Origin of the sequence: Rhodococcus sp. P1Y, from assembly GCF_003641205.1 — a bacterium.
GTDB lineage: Bacteria > Actinomycetota > Actinomycetes > Mycobacteriales > Mycobacteriaceae > Rhodococcoides.
In genome coordinates this window covers 3,518,975-3,536,651 of the sequence record NZ_CP032762.1, presented here as the reverse complement: position 1 = coordinate 3,536,651, position 17,677 = coordinate 3,518,975, and the positions used below count along the sequence as shown (strand labels likewise).

The 17,677-nt window shown below is 63.7% G+C and carries 12 protein-coding genes; 5 read left to right on the top strand and 7 right to left on the bottom strand.

Translation table 11 applies throughout. From position 1 onward, the window contains the following. Positions 1-59: 59 nt before the first annotated feature. The 5 genes from D8W71_RS16400 to D8W71_RS16380 all read right to left on the bottom strand — a co-directional run bounded on the left by D8W71_RS16400 (position 60) and on the right by D8W71_RS16380 (position 9,861). Positions 60-1,355, bottom strand: a complete 1,296-nt coding sequence (locus D8W71_RS16400; RefSeq protein ID WP_442972054.1) for a replication-associated recombination protein A — start codon at positions 1,353-1,355, stop codon at positions 60-62. A gap of 169 nt (positions 1,356-1,524) precedes the next feature. Further along, positions 1,525-2,685, bottom strand: coding sequence for a kinase (locus tag D8W71_RS16395; RefSeq protein ID WP_121114799.1), 1,161 nt, complete (start codon positions 2,683-2,685; stop codon positions 1,525-1,527). A 120-nt stretch (positions 2,686-2,805) separates the two neighbouring features. After that, positions 2,806-3,702, bottom strand: a complete 897-nt coding sequence (locus D8W71_RS16390) for a transglutaminase family protein (protein WP_121114797.1) — start codon at positions 3,700-3,702, stop codon at positions 2,806-2,808. Next, entirely contained in the window at positions 3,699-6,344 is a 2,646-nt protein-coding gene (locus D8W71_RS16385) for a circularly permuted type 2 ATP-grasp protein (protein ID WP_442972053.1), read from the bottom strand. Before D8W71_RS16385 ends, D8W71_RS16390 begins: the two co-directional genes overlap by 4 nt. Positions 6,345-6,450: 106 nt before the next feature. Continuing rightward, positions 6,451-9,861 (bottom strand): transglutaminase family protein, encoded by a 3,411-nt coding sequence (locus tag D8W71_RS16380; RefSeq protein ID WP_121114795.1) that lies wholly within the window; start codon positions 9,859-9,861, stop codon positions 6,451-6,453. A 464-nt stretch (positions 9,862-10,325) separates the two neighbouring features. On the opposite strand from D8W71_RS16380, the gene D8W71_RS16375 reads away from it, so the two are divergent. The 3 genes from D8W71_RS16375 (at position 10,326) to D8W71_RS27380 (ending at position 13,078) form a co-directional block, all read left to right on the top strand. Next, positions 10,326-10,706, top strand: coding sequence for an RDD family protein (locus D8W71_RS16375; RefSeq protein WP_121119356.1), 381 nt, complete (start codon positions 10,326-10,328; stop codon positions 10,704-10,706). 145 nt (positions 10,707-10,851) lie between these two features. Continuing rightward, a complete protein-coding gene (locus D8W71_RS16370; RefSeq protein ID WP_201265105.1) occupies positions 10,852-11,709 on the top strand; it encodes a hypothetical protein in 858 nt (285 codons plus the stop codon). 190 nt (positions 11,710-11,899) lie between these two features. Then, positions 11,900-13,078, top strand: a complete 1,179-nt coding sequence (locus D8W71_RS27380; RefSeq protein ID WP_153275389.1) for a hypothetical protein — start codon at positions 11,900-11,902, stop codon at positions 13,076-13,078. A gap of 74 nt (positions 13,079-13,152) precedes the next feature. Here the strand turns inward: D8W71_RS27380 and aspS are convergent, their stop codons facing one another. Next, a complete protein-coding gene (gene aspS, locus D8W71_RS16360; protein WP_121114792.1) occupies positions 13,153-14,949 on the bottom strand; it encodes an aspartate--tRNA ligase in 1,797 nt (598 codons plus the stop codon). A gap of 168 nt (positions 14,950-15,117) precedes the next feature. On the opposite strand from aspS, the gene ypfJ reads away from it, so the two are divergent. After that, positions 15,118-16,035: a KPN_02809 family neutral zinc metallopeptidase gene (gene ypfJ, locus D8W71_RS16355; RefSeq protein ID WP_121119352.1), complete on the top strand. Its 918-nt coding sequence runs from the start codon at positions 15,118-15,120 to the stop codon at positions 16,033-16,035. A gap of 15 nt (positions 16,036-16,050) precedes the next feature. On the opposite strand, the gene D8W71_RS16350 is transcribed toward ypfJ, so the two are convergent. Further along, the gene (locus D8W71_RS16350) at positions 16,051-17,076 is read right to left on the bottom strand and encodes an Rv2578c family radical SAM protein (protein WP_121114790.1); all 1,026 of its coding nucleotides are present in this window, start codon (positions 17,074-17,076) and stop codon (positions 16,051-16,053) included. Positions 17,077-17,209: 133 nt separating this feature from the next. Between D8W71_RS16350 and D8W71_RS16345 the strand changes: the two genes are divergently transcribed. Beyond that, entirely contained in the window at positions 17,210-17,677 is a 468-nt protein-coding gene (locus tag D8W71_RS16345; protein WP_121114788.1) for a DUF3237 family protein, read from the top strand.

Below are 17,677 nucleotides of genomic sequence, written 5' to 3'. Positions count from 1 at the left end.
GCAGCACCGCCGGAATGTCGCCGGCGACGGAGGGCCGGAATGATGCCGGCGGCGAGGTGTCAGGAACCCCTGATGATTCGACGCAACTTGCCCACTCGCGGGCCGATGTCCCGTTCGACCCCATGATCGGTGGGTTCGTAGTAATTCACTCCGACCAATTCGTCCGGTGGATACTGCTGGCGGAGCACGCCGCCGGGATCGTTGTGCGGGTATCGGTACCCGACGGCGTTGCCCAACGCCTCCGCACCCTTGTAGTGACCGTCGCGCAGGTGGGGTGGAACTGCACCGGACTTGCCCGCCGAGACGTCGGCCATCGCCGCGCCGAGCGCCGCGATCACCGCACCCGACTTCGGTGCAGTGGCCAGATGGATGGTTGCCTGTGCCAACGCCAATCGCGCCTCGGGCATGCCGATCATTTGCACTGCGGTGGCCGCGGCCGTCGCGGTCTGCAGCGCAGTAGGGTCGGCCATGCCGACGTCCTCGCTCGCATGCACGACGAGCCGCCGAGCAATGAAGCGCGGATCTTCGCCCGCGGTGATCATTCGAGCCAGGTAATGCAGCGCCGCATCCACATCGGAACCGCGAATCGATTTGATGAACGCGCTGATGACGTCGTAATGCTGATCACCGTCGCGGTCGTAGCGAACGGCGGTCTTGTCCACACTGGCCTCGACGGTGGCGAGATCCAGCACCGGACCGGTCGCAGCACCCGCCGCGGCCTCCAACGCAGTCAGCGCCCGCCGTGCGTCCCCGGCAGCCAACCTGACCAGATGCGCCATCGCGTCCTCGTCGATCGACACCGCGCCGTCGAGACCACGTGGATCGTTGGCCGCCCGAGTAAGGAGCAGTTCGATGTCCGCCGAACTCAGTGGCTGCAGTTGCAACACCAGCGACCTCGACAGCAACGGCGACACCACCGAGAACGACGGGTTCTCCGTCGTCGCCGCGACCAGGAGGACTATCCGGTTCTCCACGGCGGCCAGAAGAGCATCCTGCTGGGTCTTGGAGAAGCGGTGCACCTCGTCGATGAACAGGACGGTCTGCTCCCCTGCGGTGAGTCGCCGACGCGCCAGATCGATGACCCCGCGCACTTCCTTGACACCTGCAGACAACGCGGACAACGCCTCGAACTTGCGGCCCGTCGCGCCGGAGATCAACGACGCCAGCGTGGTCTTACCCGTACCGGGCGGGCCGTACAGCATCACCGAGGACGCGCCCGAACCATCGACGAGTCGGCGAAGCGGCGCGCCCGGAGCAAGGAGGTGTTTTTGTCCGACCACCTCGTCCAGGCTCGTCGGGCGCATCCGCACCGCCAGGGGCGCTTCGGGACGAACGTACGGACGAGAGATCGCCAGGTCCTGCTTGTCGTAACCCGACTCGTCGGATTCGTCCTCGGGAGTGTCGAACAAACCGTGCTCTTCCGCGCCGTCGTCTACTCCCGCACCGAACCCTGTACTCACGAATGTCGACGCTATCGGATGACGTCGTGAAACACAGAACCGCCGCGACGTGCGGAATCGCCGTTCAGCGATCCCACTTGGCCTCCAACGCGGAGACGACGCGTAACGCGAACGCAGCGACATCGGTGTCTCCGGTTCGGGTGGCCTGGTCGACCAGCACGTTCCATCGTGAGATGAGTGCAGCTGATCGTGGAACCGACAGGTGGTGGGCTCGCGCGGCTGCGATTCTGGCGTGGTCGTTCGGCAGAAACCAGTAGGTGGTCAACCACACCCAGATGAGCTGGGCATCGAGGATCTTGGTGGCGAGCACGGCGTCGTCCGCGAGGTGCGGCCAGATACCGACGACCTCCGATCGCCACGCGTCGATCATGGCTTGCGCGCGGTCGGCGGAGAGGTCGAAATGGCACAGACACCCGGGAAACGATGCGAGCGCATAGGTGATGTCGAGGGTGGCGTCGCGGAAACCGCCCCACTCGTAATCGAGGAACCGAACGCCCTCTTCGTTGACGATGATGTTGTCCGGGCACAGATCCGATGGGCTGAACGCGCGGAAGGCTCCGTGCGCGAACAGTCTTCCGCTGCGTTCGACCCGCTCGAGAAGAGCGACGGGTGTGTCCGCGATACCGAGGTGCTCGGCGAACATGAGGGGCACGGCCTGCAGTACGTCGGGGATGCGCGCCGAGATACCGTCTGCCGAATCGGGAAGACCGACACGGCGTAAAAGTGCAGCGAAATCGTCTTCTCGCCCGACGGTAGCGGCATGCATCCGTCCGAGAGCTTGCGCCATTGCCATCAGCGAGTTGGTGACCGAGGCAGCATCCGAGTGCTTCAGCAGCGCGGTGATCGGGCTCGCGTCGCCGAGATCGCTGAGCACCAGCAAGCGCGCACCGAGGTCGTACGCGAGCAGATCCGGGCCCGGCCTGCTGTCCGTGGCGAGCGCCGTCGCGAACTGGTACGACGCCGCCTCACGCAGGAACGCGGACGGTCCCCCGATTTCGACGCCGTGTGCCTCCTCGGCGGGTGCGTCGCGCACCTGTTTGATGACGAGGGTCCGAGGAAGTTGGAACGGGTTTCCCGATACTCGTACTCGCAGAACCGTCGCCTGGCCGCTACCCCCGAGGTCGACCGGATCGACCAGGGTCACGGGGGCGCCGGTTCGCCTGGTGAGCAGCTGCTGCGCAGCGGCCACTACCTCTGAGACGGGGTCTGCCAATGTTGCGGTCATCGGCTTCCAAGGTACCGGTAGCTACGGCGAAATGTGCTCTCTCCTTCCCTGTTTCCGCGCCGAACAGGGAAAACGCGGATACCGATTTCATCTCGATTTTTCACGTCCGCGCGGTGGCCGTCATCCGACGGGTGCGACGTCCACCGAAACAGCGATGGTGCTCTCCTCCGCCTCGGTGTAGATGACGCCTCTCAGCGGCGGAACGTCCGCATAGTCGCGTCCCCACGCCACCGTCGCGTAACGCTCGTCGACCAGCTGGTCGTTGGTCGGATCGAAGGCGATCCACTTGTTCTCCGGAGTCCACACCGCGGCCCACGCATGCGTCGCGTCCACCCCGATCATCCTCTCTTTCCCCGGCGGCGGTTCCGTCGCGAGATAGCCGGAGACGTACCTGGCGGCGAGTCCCTGCGACCGAAGACACGCGATCGCGAGACGGGCGAAGTCCTGACAGACTCCCGATCGGGCCTCCAGGATGTCGGCGACCGTTGTGGAGACGGTCGTCGAGCCCGACTGGTAGGTGAAGTCGGTGAAGATCCGATGCGTCAGGTCGACGACGACGTCGCGCAGTGGCCGACCCGGCGTGAAACTCGCCGACGCGTAGTGGATGACCGCGTCGGTTATTTCCGGCGTCGCGAGGTCGAGCACGAACTCCACCGCAGCGGCGCTGCTTCCCACGGCCGTGTACTCCCCCGGCGCCTGGGGCCGCGCAGATTCCCACGAGATGGATGCGCCCAAGGCCCGGTCCGATTCACTGGGCGCGTCCACCTCGACGAGCGAATCCGCCGTGACGACCAATTTCTCGTGGTCGGTTGTGACGTGGAAGTAGACGTCTTCGTTGCCGTACACGTCGACGCCGAAGGATTGATCCGTCGGTGACGGCTCGACCTCCACGGACTTCTCGATGCATCGTTGGCCGTCGAACTCACGCGGCGCGAGGTAACCCCGACCGTAGGACGAGGTCACCCGATCGGAATACGTATAGGTGGTGATGTGTCGGATTCGATACCGCCTGCTCATGCTCGGTCACCGTTCCTGGTTCCGGTCCGCTGCTTCTGACGCCTGCCACTCGTTCCCCACAGCGGTTGGGTTCCACCGGGCAACACCATGTGCGTGGCCAGAACGACCCGAGAAAGCTCCTCGAGCTGGGTATGGATGCCGTCGACCAGTTCGACGAGCTCGACACGGCGTCCCGACGCGTCGACAGACTCGAGGTCACCGGGGTCGACACGGCGCAGCCTCACGGCGATCTGCTCGACCAACTGTTCGCCTCGTGAGGTCCCAGAAGCATCGGGAAGGGCACCGAGATCGTCCTTGATCCGGTCCAATTGGTAGACGAGCGAGCGGGGGTTTCCCTCGTCGAACAACAGAAGCTGCGCAACGGCTGCCGGTCGAGCACGTCCACGGTTGCGCCGCCGATAGATCACCGACGACTCGGCAGCCGAGAGCACGGAGTCGATGACTGCCTGTTCGGTCGACGGAGTCAGCGCGTGACTCAAGGTGGCGGACAACAACGACGTCAACTGCAGACCTCGTTCGATACGCCGACCGCAGTCCATCAGGTACCACCCGGGATCTCGAACCATGGACTCGGACGCAAGACCGGCCAAGGACAACAGTCCTCGCAGGACGGCCGACTGAGACGCAGCGAGTTGCGCGCCGTCCGAGGCGCCGGACGCATCCAAGCCGTCGAGAGCTGTGTCGATCCGGCTGAGGACTGCCCAGGTGTCGTTGGACAGTTGATCCCGTACACCTCGCGCCGCCTGCTGTAACCGGTCGACCGATTGAGCCACCGAGCCGAGGCGGTCGACGGCCAACGTCAAGGACCGGAATTCTGCCATCGCATCGTTCTGGATCTTGTCGCTGAGGAATCCAGGCCCCGTGCCCGAAACTCGTGTCACTGCTTCCAGCAGGATCGGCAGACTGTCGCTTCCGTCGAGCCAGGGCATGGAGCGATAGTCCTGGTGACGCTCGCGCGCAGCGATCAGCAGACGGGTCATGTCCTCGGCACGTTCGCTGTAGCGGCCGAACCAGAACAAGTCACCGAGTACACGAGGAGAGCTGACGACGTCGATATTGGCCGCCGCGGCGTACTGCGGTAGCTCCTCGGCCGACGCCGGCGGGGTGTGCGGGGCAGAGTCGGCAGGTGTCACGCGCTCGGCGGATCGAACCCAAATATCCTTCGACGCGACGGTGATCAGTGGTTCCGCAACCGGTGCGGTGACGAGCACCTGTCCGAGTCCACCGCTCATGGGGGTGTACCCGACGCGCTGCGCCACAGTGAACAGTCTCATGCCGACTTCGGCGACGCCGACCTTCCCTCCGAAACCCGACCCCGCCGGTGCGACGGAGAACTCCGGCACCTCCTGGCCCACCCAAGTCCACGGCTGTGCACGCAGCCGACGCACGAACGCGTCGACGCCCTTCTCGTCCAAGTCGTGTCCGACGACCGTCTCCCGAGTGGTGACCGAACGGAACACCAACGAGCGCACACGAGACACCAGGTGCGACACTCCGTGCTGTTCACCACCCCATGTGGCGGGGGTCGACTCCATGAGGAGATCCTCGTCCAGAAGTGCTCGGCTGAGCGCGGGCAGCAGCGGTGGCAACGCGGGATTCTCGAGAACGCCACTGCCGAGGGTGTTGACCACACTGACCGCACCTCGGCGTAGGACCTCTACCAAACCCACGACTCCCAATCTGGAGTCCGGACGTAGATCGAGAGGATCTGTGAACGCGGCGTCGACCCGCCGGAGGACGACGTCCACGCGGCGGAGCTTGCCGAGCGATCGCATCCACAGGCACCCGTCGCGGACAACCAGATCGGCGTTCTCCACCAGGGGAAATCCCAGTACCGTAGCGAGATACGCCTGATCGAATGCGGTCTCGGAGTGCGACCCTGGACTGAGGACGACTACGACCGGATCTTCTGCTGCAGCAGGTGCAGCATCGATGAGGGCAAGCCGAAGCGCGCGAGCGAAGGTCGAGAGCGGCCGCGGGTTGGTGTCCTGGAACAGCTCGGGCGTCGCCCTCGACATCACCCGTCGATCGGCGAGTGCATAACCGATTCCGGACGGCGCTTGGGTCCGGTCGGCCACGACACGGAACCGACCGTCCGAGCCACGACCCACATCGGCTGCGTGGATGAACAGCTGACGTGGCCCCGGAATGGTGATCCCGTGTGCTTCGCGAATGTAGCCGGGATCACCGAAGATCAGTTCCGGCGGAATCAACCCCATCGATACCGTCTTCATCGGGCCGAACAGATCTGTCAACAGGGCGTCGAGCAACCTGGACCGCTGGACGAGACCGGCTTCGAGGCTATCCCAGTCGTCGGCCGCCAGAACCAGAGGAATACCGTCCAGCCCCCATCTGACCGGCGGAGCGACACTGTCGGAACCGTCGATCGGAATCGGGTTGTAGGTGATGCCGTGATCGTCGACGAGGCTGCGCACACGCGATTGCAGGGCGCGCTCACCCCCGCGGCCGGCTTCGTTCAGGCCGGCAGTGAGCTCGGCCCACTGCGGGCGAACAGAACCGTCGACGCCCAATAGTTCGTCGAAACGACCACCGAGGCCAGGAAGTGCAGCACGACGGCTGCGATACTCGGTGATGGCGTCGCTCGACTCCTCGTTCGAGTCGGCGGAACTCCCTGCAGCCATAGCCGTGCCGTACTCCGCAGCATCCACGGGCACCATCGAGTCGTCATTCCTTCCGTCCGGCGACACCGAACCGCTTCCGGTCACCGAACGGTGATGTGGACTTCGCTCACCACCGCTGTCCGGCGTAGACGCCCGTACGCCGGAGATCGAGCATCCCGGGTGCCGTGACGTCGATCGACTGTCGAGCATGTACTTCGAGCAATCTTGCTATGTCCACTTTGCCCGCGGTGAACCCGCCCTCCTCGAAACGACCGTTGCGACGTGCTTCGGCTTCCACGGAATTGACCGGCGGGCCGTCGTACGAACGTCCACCTGGATGCACGACGTGGTAGCTGCACCCGCCGACCGCACGGCCGGTCTGCTTCTCGATCAATTCGAACCGCAACGGACTCTGCACTTCGATGGTCGGGTGCAGCGCGCTCGGAGGTTGCCACGCACGGTAGCGAACGCCCGCAACAGATGTGTCCTGACGCTCGGTACGCAACATGGGCACAGGCACCCCGTTGCACGTCACCATGTACCGACCCTCGTCGGCGCCCGAGATCTTGACTTGAATCCGCTCGACGGACGAGTCGACGTAGCGCGCCGTTCCCGACGACGTCGACTCCTCCCCGAGCGTGTTCCACGGCTCGATGGCGCCGCGCAGCTCGAGTTCGGCGTCACCGATCACCGTGGTGCCGATGCGAGGAAACCTGAACTCCGTGAACGGATCGAGCCAACTGGTGTCGAACTCGATGTCGTGCTCACGCAGATCCTCGGCGACGCGGCCGATGTCGCCTATCACGAAGTGCGGCAACATGTACCGACCGTGCAGGTTCGCTCCGTGCCTGATGAGCGGAGCCTCGAGCGGTGTATCCCAGAACCTGGACACCAAGGACCGCACGAGCAGCGATTGCACCATCGCCATCTGATGGTGGGGTGGCATCTCGAAGCCACGGAGTTCGAGCAAGCCGAGCCTGCCGCGCGTGCTGTCCGGGCTGTAGAGCTTGTCGACACAGAACTCGGCCCGGTGGGTATTTCCGGTGATGTCCGTCAACAGATGACGAAGGGCGCGATCGACGACCCACGGTGAGGCCGTGCGGTCGGGGCCGGTGAGTCTCTTGATCTCACTGAACGCGACTTCGAGTTCGTACAGAGCCTCTTCACGTCCCTCGTCGGCTCGAGGCGCCTGAGACGTGGTCCCGATGAAGCGACCGGAGAAGAGGTAGGACAAGGATGGATGACGCTGCCAGTGCGTGAGCAGCGACACCAACAGGTCGGGTCGCCGCAGGACCGGTGAATCCGTCGGAGTCACGCCACCGAGCGTGATGTGATTTCCGCCGCCGGTTCCGCGTGTGGTGCCGTCGTTGTCGAATCCTTCGGTGCTCAGCCGCGACAGCCGTGCTTCTCGATACAGCGTTTCCATCAGATCGTTCTGGTCGGACCACGAGGATGCGGGCTGAACATTGACCTCGATGACTCCTGGGTCCGGAGTGACCGTCAATGTTTGGATCCGTGGATCCGACGGTGGTCCGTACCCCTCGATGACCACCGGAGTGTCGATAGCCGACGCCGCGTTCTCGACTCGTTCGATCAGCTCGACGAAGTCGTCGAGATCGTTCATCGGTGGCATGAATACGTACAGAATCCCATCACGCACCTCCGATACGAGGGCGGTCACGTCGTTACCTCCGACCGAGCCTGCTGCGGCAGCGTTGGATTCGAGCAACCGCGCGTAACGGGCCTCGTTCGGATCGATCGGCCTCGGTGGCTGCTGAGTCCGCTGACGTGTTGCCAGTGGTTCTTTCGGAGCCGTCGGATCCGAGATGTTCTCCGGCGGGCCTCCCGTCCACGAGATCGCGCTCAGCGGCAACCGAAGGCCCGCAGGCGAATCGCCCTCGAGCAACACGATCCGGCCTCGGCGCAGCGTCCAGTCCGCGCTCTGCCAACCGGTGCCGTCGGGTGTGCGGCTGATCGGTAGCACGAACGCCGCAGGCTCGTCCGTCGTGGCGTCCAACTTCGCCAACAACGCTGCACGTGCGGCGGCGGAATCGGTGCCAGGATCGAGATCGTCGCCGTCCGCAGGCGGATCGCCGAACGGCTGCCTGACGAGCTCGAGTAGGCGGACCAACGGGTCCTCGAACGCAGGCCTCGCCTGTTCGAGCGGAAGACCGAGTCCCTCGACCAGCTTCTCGACGAGCGTGCGCGAGCTCGACGGATCCACGTCCTCCGGCCGCTCGTCCTCGGCGAGCCACGGATCTGCGATCAGATCCGAGTCTCGCCACAGCGATTCGCCGTCGGTGCGCCAGAACAGGCCCACCTGCCACCTCGGCAACGGTTCTCCTGGGTACCACTTGCCTTGACTGCGTTGCACCAGACCGTCGGGGGCGTAGATGGTGCGCAAGCGCTCGGCGAGAGCGGAGGCGAGCACTCGTTTGTGTGGCCCGTCAGCGGTGGTGTTCCACTCGGGAGCATCCTGGTTCTCGATGGCAACGAACGTCGGTTCGCCCCCGACCGTCAGCCGTATGTCCTGGGCGGCCATCCGGTCGTCGATCTTCCTCGCAGTGTCGACGATGGCCGTCCATTGTTCCTGTGTGTACGGAAGCGTGGTGCGCGGATCCTCGTGAACGCGAACGACGGTGTTGGAGAAGTCGAGCTCGGCCTCGCACTTGCCCGTCGCCCCGGAAATAGCCGCAGCGGTGGACGGATGCGGCGTGGCCGACAGCGGGATATGGCCTTCGCCGGCGAACAAACCGGACGTCGGATCCATGCCGACCCAGCCTGCACCCGGCAGATATACCTCGGTCCACGCATGGAGGTCGGTGAAGTCGGCAACCGGACCGGAAGGCCCGTCGAGCGACTTGACGTCCGAGGCGAGCTGAACCAGGTACCCGGACACGAACCGCGCTGCCAACCCCATCTGACGCAGGATCGATACCAACAGCCACGCGGAGTCACGACAGGAGCCGACCGCGGTAGTCAACGTGTGGTCGGGTGTTTGAACGCCCGGTTCCATCCGAACCGAGTATCCGACGTCGCCCAGTACCCCCTGATTGGCCATGACCAGGAAATCGATGGTGCGCAGTGTGTCTCCGCGTTCGCGGACTGCAGCCTCGAGCTTCTCGACCCATGACGACACGACGGGACCCGGACCGGTTCCTTCACCGTCCTCATCCACCGGTCTGAGGTACGGCTCCAGATCTGGAAGGTCGGCCTTGTCGTACTCGAAGCCGAAATGTTCTGCCCACTCCTCGACGAAGAAATCCAGAGGATTGATCGCACCCATGTCCGCGACGAGGCCGACGGTGATGGACATGTGGTCCGTGCGCTCCGGGAATACGACACGGGCGAGGAAGTTGCCGAACACGTCCTGCTGCCAGTTGAGAAAGTGTTCGGCCGGCTCGATTCTGAGCGAATACGCCTCGATCGGCGTGCGCGAATGCGGGGCAGGTCGCAACCGGATCTCGTGCGGATAAACCTGAACCATGCGGTCGAATGCGTAGCTGGTGCGGTGTTCCAGCGCGACCTTGATGCCCACGGCGAGCCCCTAACACAATCTCGAATGGGTAAGAACCACCAACCTTAGAGGGCACCCGCCCCCACCGCTCGGCGAGAACTGTGTCCGAAACGTGCACTGCTGTGACGCGTGTAGTGCTTGACACACCCTCACAGGTGCGGTTCGCTCAGCGACGAATCGAGACAATTGTCCGCAGCGCTTCAAACACTCCAGTCAAGGGGAATTTCAGTGAGCGAGAACCCACCCAACGGACCGCAGTACGGTTCTGATCCGAACCAGCCGCAGTACCCACAGAATCCGGCTGGTGGGTATCCCCTCCCGGCAACCAACCGCCCCCCGGCGCATACCCGCCTCCCGGGGGCTATCCGCCTCCCGGGGGTTACCCACCGCCACCCGCTGCGGGCAACGCCGCCTACGGACTCGGATCCCAGCTCCCCGGAGGCGCTCAGCCCGGGAGCCTCGGACTCCGTTTCGGTGCCCGCTTCATCGACGGCATCATCATCTCGATCGTCGCATTCATTTTCTACGCGATCGCACCGGGCGGATTCATCGGCCAGTGGATCTTGGGACTGGTCTCCGCTCTGCTCGGGTTCGCGTATTTCGTCTTCCTCGAATCGTCGCGCGGTCAGACCTTCGGTAAGCAGATCCTCGGCCTACGCACGCTCGGGGCAGCGGGCGGGAATCCGACACAGGCCGAAGCCGCCAAGCGAAACGCGTTCCTACTGCTCAACATCATCCCGTTACTCGGCGGCCTTCTCGTGTTCGTCGCCTACATCGTGATCGCGGTGACGATCAACTCCAGCCCGTCCAAGCAGGGCAAGCACGACGAAATCGCCGGCGGAACCCAGGTCATCAGCACCAAATAAGCTATTCAGCACGTCCACGAGCGGACCATCTGCACCATCGGATGGTCCGCTCGTGCGTTCTCACCCGAAAAATCATTCGGGAGCGGGTGCCGAAGGCGCACTCGGCGCGCACAATTGCTCGAGCATCCACAGACAGGAGGCCACCGTGAGCGAAAACTCACCCGACCGCCCGCGCGACGGCTCGGACCCCAACCAGCCGCGCTTTCCCCAGAACCCACCAGGCTCACGCCCGGCAAACGGCGAACCGCAGCCCGGCAATTACCCGTCTCCTTCTGGGAACTATCCACCCCCGGCCGGGAACTATTCTTCGCCTCAACAGAACTTCGGGGTAGGGGGTTATCCAGGCTACGGAATCGGGTCCACGCTGCCGCCGACACTGAGCGTCGGCGACGCACTGTCGTTCGGTTGGAACAAGTTCAAGAACAATGCAGGCGTATGGATCGGGATCGTCGTGATCGCCGCCGTGATCCAGATCGTGGTGAACCTCATTTTTTCGGGCTCGCGTGACAGCGGGACGGATTTGTCAGCTGTGTTCGGGATCTGGGCGATCATCGGCGCCGTTGTCAGCGCCATCGTCGGTTACCTCGTCAACGCAGCACTGATCCGTGGTGCCCTACACGAGGTGGACGGGAACAAGCCGTCCATAGGGTCTTTCTTCCAGTTCGCCAACGTCGCCGCGATCGTGCTCGCCAGCGTGATCGTCGGCATTCTGGTATTCGTTGGACTCGTTCTGCTTGTCATCCCCGGTATTGCGCTGGCCTTTCTGACGTGGTGGACACTTCAATTCGTCATCGACCGAAACGAAGATGCACTCACAGCGATCAAGTCGAGCTTCCGAGCGATCTCGTCGAATGCGGGACAGTTGTTCGTACTTGCCCTCGCTCTCGTGGGAATCAACATCCTCGGGGCGATTCCGTGCGGACTCGGGTTACTGGTCACCATTCCGATCACGGTGATCGCTTCCACGTACGCCTATCGCATCGTGACTCGCGTAGCGCTCTGAAACGCGGCCGCGCATCTTGCGCATGACGCAGTCCCCGAACGGAACTACCGGTTCAGGTCTGTCGTCGTGCGCACGAACAGCACCGGAACAAGACCGTGCGGTATCACTATGTGCGGCACCGCCGTATTGTTCAACCGCGCCAACGATCCACATCGGACACGGTGCACCACACCCAATCGAAAGGGAGATATTGAACGACGACTCCAGCGGGGGCGGTGGCGTTGGCCCACAGCAGAACCAGCCGAGCGAGCCTCTGCACGATTCGACCGATCCTGAACAGCACCAAGGGAATTGGGGTCCACAGCCGGGCGGGAATCCACCCGCGCCCGACGCTAACTTTGGGCCGCCCAGCGGTTACGGGTCGCCTGGGGCCTACGGACAACCCGGGGCCTACGGACAACCCCAGAATTACCCGAACCAAGGTGGTTACCCCAACGAGGGTGGCTACCCGATCCATGGCGGCTACCCCAATCAAGGTGGTTACCCCAATCAAGGTGGTTACCCCAATCAAGGTGGTTACCCGAACCAGGGTGGCTATCCGAATCAACAAGGTGGTTACCCCAATCCGGGTGGTTACCCGAGTCAGGGCGGTTTTCCTGCGTACCCCCAACAGAACCAGTGGGGATACGGTCAGTACCCGCCCGGTGCTCCGAACTACGGCCCCCAGCCCACGTCGCTGAGTGTCAGCGCCGCTCTGACCTACGGGTGGAAGAAGTTCGCAGCCAACATCGGAGTGTGGCTTGCGTTCATGGGTCTTTTCGGAGCACTGCTGTTCGTCTTTTACGTCGTCGTTTTCGTGGTGGTCTTCGCAACGTTGGTCAGTGCCGACAATGTAGACGAGTCGATGTTCGCGCCCGACGTGGACGGCACCGGGTTCACCGTCGGCACAGTGATTCTCACGGCCGTCGCCGGCATTTTCGGATACCTGGGCAGTGCTCTGCTGATCCGAGGATCCCTGCTCGAACTCGACGGTGTCCGCCCTGGCTTCAGCGCATTCTGGGCTCTCCCGAACGTGGCGCAACTCGTCGTGTTCGGAGTCGCGGTTTCCCTCGTCAGCGCAGTGGTGAACGCTTTCAACCCGTTCGTATCCGTCGGGGTGAGCCTCGTCCTCGGAGTCGCGATCTGGTTTGCCGTGCAGTTCATTCTCGACCGCGGAATGTCTGCGGTCGGCTCGGTTGCGGCGAACATCCGACTGATCGGTAGCAACCCCGGCCCCCTTGCAGTGCTGTACCTCGCGCTTGCGGGCATCAATGTCGCGGGCGCTCTGCTGTGCGGCTTGGGACTGATCGTCACCGTTCCGGTGAGCGTAATCGCCACCAGCTACGCATATCGCGTTCTCACCGGCGGAACGGTGTCACCGCCGACCTGACTCGGTCGGCGGCACGCCTCGTGCCCCTCCGAGCCGCGTCGGTTCACAGGGGCACGAGGCACACAGTGGTCGCGCTACTCGGCCTCGACCGATTCCAGCTTGTCTTCCTTTTTCTCCGGCTTGGCGTCGATGCCCGATTCCTTGCGTTGCAAGGGTGTGATCGGGGCAGGCGCATCGGTGAGGGGGTCGACGCCACCGCCGGACTTCGGGAAGGCGATGACCTCACGAATGGAATCGACACCTGCGAGCAACGCTGTGATGCGGTCCCATCCGAACGCGATGCCGCCGTGCGGCGGAGCGCCGTAGCTGAAGGCGTCGAGCAGGAACCCGAACTTCTCCTGGGCCTCGTCCTTGCCGATACCCATGATCGCGAACACTCGTTCCTGAATGTCCTTGCGATGGATACGAATACTGCCGCCGCCGATCTCATTGCCGTTGCAGACGATGTCGTACGCGTAGGCCAACGCCGACCCCGGATCGGTGTCGAACGTCTCGAGCGACTCCGGCTTGGGAGAGGTGAACGCGTGATGCACGGCAGTCCACGCCCCGGACCCGACGGCAACGTCGCCACTGGCGGTGGCGTCGGACGTCGGTTCGAACAGCGGGGCGTCGACGACCCACACGAAGGCCCACGCCTTCGGGTCGATCAGGTCCAGCTTGCGCGCAATTTCGCCGCGCACTGCGCCGAGGAGGCCGCGAGATGCCTTGATCGGACCTGCGGAGAAGAAGATTGCATCACCGGGCTGCGCGCCGACGTGTGCAGCGATGCCGTCACGCTCGGTGTCGGTGAGGTTCTTCGCCACCGGACCCCCGAGGCTGCCGTCCTCCCCCACGAGGACGTAGGCCAGACCCTTGTGACCGCGCTGTTTGGCGAATTCCTGCCACTTGTCGAGCTGCTTACGCGGCTGAGATGCGCCGCCCGGCATCACCACTGCACCCACGTACGGCGCTTGGAAGACTCGGAACTGCGTGTCGGAGAAGAAATCGGTGCACTCGACGAGTTCGATGTCGAACCGCAGGTCAGGCTTGTCGGACCCGTAACGGCGCATCGCCTCGGCGTACGTGATGCGCGGAATGGACGACGTGAACTCGTATCCGACGAGCTTCCACAACGCGGCAAGGATCTCCTCGGCCAACAGGATGATGTCGTCCTGAGTGACGAAGCTCATCTCCACGTCGAGCTGCGTGAACTCGGGTTGCCGGTCGGCGCGGAAGTCCTCGTCGCGGTAGCAGCGCGCAATCTGGTAGTACCGCTCGATGCCGCCGACCATCAACAGCTGCTTGAACAGCTGCGGGCTCTGAGGCAAAGCGTAGAAGCTACCGGGCTGCAACCGCGCAGGAACCAGGAAGTCGCGAGCCCCCTCCGGAGTAGACCGCGTCAGGGTGGGTGTCTCGACCTCGACGAACTCGTGGTGAGCCAGGACGTTTCGCGCAGCGGCGTTGACCTGTGACCGAAGACGAATTGCGTGGCCGGGGCCGGCACGTCGAAGGTCGAGGTACCGATACTTCAGGCGCGCTTCTTCACCCGGCTGATCGTCGAGCTGGAAGGGCAGCGGTGCGCTTTCGGAAAGAACCTCGATGTCGGACGCATCGACCTCGATAGCGCCGGTCGGGATCTCGTAGTTCTGGTTTCCTTCGGGCCGACCCTCGACCTTGCCGGTCACCTTCACGACGTATTCGGCGCGTAGACGGTGCGCCTTCTCGGCGACCTCGCCTTCACGAAACACGACCTGCGCGACGCCAGAGGCGTCACGTAGGTCGATGAAGATGACTCCGCCGTGATCGCGGCGACGCGCAACCCAACCCGTCAGGGTGACTGTTCGGTCGACGTGCTCGGATCGAAGTGAGCCGGCGAGGTGGGTGCGCAGCACTGGTTTCCTTTCACAGAAATTCCGAAAAGCGTGTTCGTCGGTCACCAATCCTACGGAGCGCATCCACAGACAGGAAACGCGATACCACTGCGACGTGCGAAGCTAATGCCGACCGACCATTTGTCTGCCTTCGTCCGACGTACGGGACGGCGCGAGAGGAACGAAACGATGACCTTCAGAGAAGGTGCGCAGCTGGATTCGAATCGCGTCAAATCCGGCGGCGGAGGCCGGGGCGGGAAGATCGCACTCGGCGGTGGCGCAGGCGGATTGGTCATCATCGTCCTGGCTTTGCTGTTCGGCGGCGATCCGGGTTCCATTCTCGGCCAGCTCAGCGGCACCGCAGACAACTCTGCGGAGTCGAGCGGCACGGATGGCTCGTTCGAGCAGTGCAAGACCGGTACCGACGCCAACTCCGACGTCGACTGCCTGGTCATCGGTACTGTACAAAGCCTCGACGACGTCTGGGAGTCCGAGCTGGGACCGCAAACCGGCGTCGTTTACGTGCAACCCGAGGTACAGATCTTCAGTGGGTCTACTAACACCGGCTGCGGCAACGCGACCAGCGCGGTCGGTCCCTTCTACTGTCCCGCGGATTCGACCGCGTACTTCGACACCAGCTTTTTCCAAGTCCTCGTCGATCGCTTCGGCTCGAGCGGCGGACAGCTTGCACAGGAGTACGTCGTTGCCCACGAGGTCGGGCATCACATTCAAAATCAGCTCGGCGACATCGGTCGTGCACAGGCAGACCCGCAGGGCGCGCAATCCGGCGCAGTGCGTGTCGAACTTCAAGCAGACTGCTATGCGGGAATCTGGGCAAACCACGCCGCAGTCATTCCTGATTCGAACACCGGCGAGCCGTTCTTGGAGCCGCTGACCGACACCGATATTCGCGACGCGTTGTCGGCGGCCTCCTCGGTCGGTGACGATCGGATTCAGCAAGCGTCGAGCGGTCGTGTCAACCCCGAAGGCTGGACGCACGGGTCGTCCGAACAGCGTCAGGCGTGGTTCTCGGTCGGCTACCGAACCGGCCAGGTATCGGCCTGCGACACGTTCGCGGCCCGGGATCTCGACAATCCCCAGGGCTGACCGGTCCCACCGCACTCAGAACAGCATGAGTGCAGGATCACGTTCCTGCCGAACCGGTTCGGCAGGAACGTTGTCCGGCATCGACCTCGGTTCGTCGACTCCGAATCCGTACTGATCGAGCAAGGGATCGATACGGCCCCGAAGCCACGCCTTGTATTCGGGGGTGACGTACGCGCCGCTGCCGTACAGCTGGCGGTAGCGACGGACGAGCGCCGGATGATTCTCGGCCACCCAGGACATGAACCAGTCCTTCGTCGACGACCGAAGATGCATTGGCATAGCGGTCACCGAAGATGCGCCTGCGTCCGCGAGCGCCTCGACAAGTCCCTCCAACTGCCGCGCTCCGTCGGTGAGGAAGGGAATGACCGGCGCAACCAGGACCCCACACGGCAGTCCGGCGTCCCGGATCGCTCGGATGAGATCCAATCGCGCACGCGGACTTGGCGTTCCAGGCTCGAGCTGCTTCTGAAGATCCGCGTCGTGGATGGCAAGACTGATACTGATGTGAACATCGACTTGGCCTGCCGCAAGCGTGAGCAGGGGCAGGTCCCGCCGCAACAACGTCCCCTTGGTCAGAATCGAGAACGGCGTGCCCGACTCCGCGAGGGCACGAATGATCCCGGGCATCAACCGATATCGACCCTCGGCCCGTTGGTACGGATCGGTGTTCGTACCCAACGCGACGGGCTCGCGTTTCCACGATCGACGCGCGAGTTCCTTGCGCAGCACGGCTGCGATGTTCGTCTTGACCACGATCTGAGAGTCGAAGTCGTTGCCGGAATCGAGATCGAGGTACTCGTGCGTCGGCCGCGCGAAACAGTAGCGGCACGCATGAGAGCACCCGCGTGCAGGATTGACGGTCCACGAGAACGGTAGCGACGAATCTCCGGTGACCTTGTTGAGGGCACTCTTGCACAGCACCTCGTGAAACGTGATGCCCTCGAACTCCGGCGTCTGAACACTCCGAACCAGACCTGCCCGTTCGAGTCCCGGTAGCGCCCCGTCATCCCCGGCGTCGAGTGTCTGACCGGCCCATCGCATACGCACAGTCGAACATGCGTTCTACAACATGTCAAGGCGCGCGAGAGCAGGGACTCGACTTCCGATAGCGTGTAAAAGTAGCCCCGCCAACACCCTGACCGTGTCCCACCGACTCCCCGAGGAGCCCTCCCACGTGACCGCCCCCATCGCGCCGACTCTCGAACCCATTCTTCGACTCGGCCTCACGCTCGGTGCCCCCATCGACATCGGGAAAGTCCCTGTGGGCGAACGGATCGTGACACCGATTCTCGGCGGCGCAGCGCCCGGCCCGGACATCGACGGAACTCTGACCGGGTCCAGTTCGCTCGTTGCGGTCACACGAGGCGACGGCGGAACCAGGTTCTCTGCGGACCTGATCTTGGAACTCACCGACGGGGGCTATATTTCGCTCGGCTACCGCGGCGTGCAATTCGGCCCTGCCGACGTCATCGAATCGTTGAACAGCACCGAGGACATCGACCCGGCGTCGTACTACTTCCGAGGCACGCTCGACATCGAAACGTCCGTTCCGCAGTTCACCTATCTGAACCGCGCACTGGTGGTCACGTCGGGCTCACGGTCGTCGGAATCCGTTGTGCTCGATGCGTTCCTGGTGACCTGA

Coding starts and splice junctions, on each gene's coding strand:
- D8W71_RS16395 (WP_121114799.1), bottom strand. CDS start 2,685: ATGACCGCAACATTGGCAGACCCCGTCTCAGAGGTAGTGGCCGCTGCG.
- D8W71_RS16390 (WP_121114797.1), bottom strand. CDS start 3,702: ATGAGCAGGCGGTATCGAATCCGACACATCACCACCTATACGTATTCC.
- D8W71_RS16385 (WP_442972053.1), bottom strand. CDS start 6,344: ATGGCTGCAGGGAGTTCCGCCGACTCGAACGAGGAGTCGAGCGACGCC.
- ypfJ (WP_121119352.1), top strand. CDS start 15,118: ATGACCTTCAGAGAAGGTGCGCAGCTGGATTCGAATCGCGTCAAATCC.
- D8W71_RS16350 (WP_121114790.1), bottom strand. CDS start 17,076: ATGCGATGGGCCGGTCAGACACTCGACGCCGGGGATGACGGGGCGCTA.